General features: G+C 72.5%; 3 protein-coding genes and 1 pseudogene. 2 read left to right on the top strand and 2 right to left on the bottom strand.

Annotated features, from left to right (window positions below; all coding sequences use genetic code 11):
* A partial coding sequence (locus KBX39_RS29480) for a DUF4190 domain-containing protein (protein WP_043328360.1) occupies nt 1-542 on the bottom strand: 542 nt, incomplete at its 3' end.
* A gap of 35 nt (nt 543-577) precedes the next feature.
* On the bottom strand, nt 578-874 hold the full coding sequence (locus KBX39_RS29475; RefSeq protein ID WP_043328361.1) for a CD225/dispanin family protein: 297 nt from the start codon (nt 872-874) through the stop codon (nt 578-580).
* Between the two features lie 180 nt (nt 875-1,054).
* Here KBX39_RS29475 and purN point away from each other — a divergent pair, with 180 nt between their 5' ends.
* Entirely contained in the window at nt 1,055-1,675 is a 621-nt protein-coding gene (purN, locus tag KBX39_RS29470) for a phosphoribosylglycinamide formyltransferase (RefSeq protein WP_073828854.1), read from the top strand.
* Nucleotides 1,672-2,198 (top strand): annotated as a pseudogene (purH, locus tag KBX39_RS29465) (bifunctional phosphoribosylaminoimidazolecarboxamide formyltransferase/IMP cyclohydrolase); the annotation flags it as partial. The gene purN and the pseudogene purH, both read left to right, overlap by 4 nt.

The following is a 2,198-nucleotide window of genomic DNA, read 5'->3' as shown; positions in this document are numbered from 1 at the left end:
GCGCCGAAGTTGTTCATGTTGATCGCAGCGCCCGCGATGGCGCTGACGATGCCGACGACCACGCCGACGGCGCCGCAGATCAGGGCGGCCCGCGCCTGGCCGGCGTTGCTGGCCTCGCCCGCCTGGACCTTCTTCTGGCCGAGCACGCCGAGGACGACCGCCACGATGCCGGCCGGGACACCCAGCAGCGGGCAGCACAGGCCGAGCACGATCGAGGCGATGCCGACGATCATGCCGGCCAGGCCCATGGTGTTGTTCTGGCCCTGACCCTGCGCCGGGCCGGCCGGGTAGCCGGCGGTCGGGTACTGCGGCGCGGCACCGTACGGCGGCTGCTGCTGCGCGTACGGGTCCTGGCCGTAGGCGGGCTGACCCGAGGTGGGCTGGCCGTACGGCTGGCCCGACGTCGGCTGCTGCCCGTACTGCGGCTGCTGGCCGTACTGCGGGGCCTGCGGCGGCTGGGCGTACGGGTCGTTCGGCTGAGCGGTCGGGTCCTGGTTCGGCTGCTGGCCGTACGGGTCCTGGCCGGGGTAACCGGGCTGCATGTCTGGGTGCTCCTCAGGTTCGGTTCGGTTGTGCGTCAGTTGCTGCCGCTGTTGCCGGCGATACCAGCCAGGCCGCCGAGGAGGCAACATCCCACCACGATGATGGCGATCCAGGCCAGGCCGGCGATGAGGGCCCACTTGGACCACTTCTTGGACTCGGCGGCGGCAGCCTGGGCGCCGGCGTAGTCGCCCTGCTGGATCAGCGGGTTGACCTTCGACGCGTTGATGATGGCCGGGATCGCGAGCGGCCAGAACAGGAAGATCGCGACGATGGACATCGTCATGTTGTTGTCGATCTGCTGCGGCTGCTGCGGGGGGTATCCGGGCTGCATGCGACGTACTCCTCGGTCCGACGGCACGCGGCGTGCCGGATTCTTCGTGGGGGTGCGGGCCGGGCGCGAGGCCGGACACCGGGCGACCGGCAGCGTACCGCGAGCACGCCACCCGAGAGGTCAACCGTTGAGCCGCCGCCCCGAGGCCGGGGCGCCTGACCTGCCCGATAGGGTTGCCGCGTGACCGAGCCCGCGTCCGTCGCCCGCCTCGTCGTCCTCGTCTCCGGTTCCGGCAGCAACCTCCAGGCGCTGCTGGACGCCACCGCCGACCCCGGCTACGGCGCCCGGGTCGTCGCCGTCGGCGCCGACCGGGACGGGATCGCCGGCCTGGACCGGGCCGCCGCCGCCGGCGTGCCGTCCTTCGTCGAGCGGCTCAAGGACCACCCCACCCGCGCCGACTGGGACAAGGCGCTCACCGCGCGGGTCGCCGAGCACCGGCCGGACCTGGTCATCAGCGCCGGGTTCCTCAAGCTGGTCGGGCCGGAGTTCCTGGCCGCGTTCGGCGACCGCTACCTCAACACGCACAACACGCTGCTGCCGGCGTTCCCCGGCATCCACGGCCCCCGTGACGCGCTGGCGTACGGCGTGAAGGTCACCGGGGCCACGCTGTTCTTCGTCGACGCCGGGATGGACACCGGGCCGATCGTGGCCCAGGTCGCCGTGCCGGTGCTCGACGGCGACGACGAGGACACGCTCACCGAGCGCATCAAGTCCGCCGAGCGGCGCCAGCTCGTCGAGCAGGTCGGCCGCCTGGTCCGTGAAGGCTGGACGATCACCGGAAGAAAGGTCACCATCCCGTGAACGCCACTGAGGACGCCGGCCGCCGCCCGATCCGGCGCGCGCTGGTCAGCGTCTACGACAAGACCGGCCTGGCCGAGCTGGCCCGCGCCCTGCACGGGGCCGGCGTGGAGATCGTGTCGACCGGGAGCACCGCGTCGACGATCTCCGGCGCCGGGGTGCCGGTCACGCCGGTCGAGCAGGTCACCGGCTTCCCGGAGATCCTCGACGGGCGGGTCAAGACGCTGCACCCGAAGATCCACGGTGGTCTCCTCGCGGACCTACGCAAGGACGCGCACGCCGCCCAGCTCGACGAGCACGGCATCGCCGGCATCGACCTGCTGGTCTCCAACCTCTACCCGTTCCAGGCCACCGTCGCCTCCGGCGCCGACACCGAAGAGTGTGTCGAGCAGATCGACATCGGCGGCCCGGCGATGGTGCGGGCCGCGGCGAAGAACCACGCCTCGGTCGCGGTGGTGACCGACCCGGCCGCGTACCCGGCGGTGGTGGCCGCGCTCGCCGACGGCGGTTTCACGATCGCCCAGCG

The sequence above is a fragment of the Micromonospora sp. D75 genome, assembly GCF_018070405.1.
GTDB lineage: Bacteria > Actinomycetota > Actinomycetes > Mycobacteriales > Micromonosporaceae > Micromonospora > Micromonospora chalcea.
This window is presented reverse-complemented; position numbering and strand designations above follow the sequence as displayed.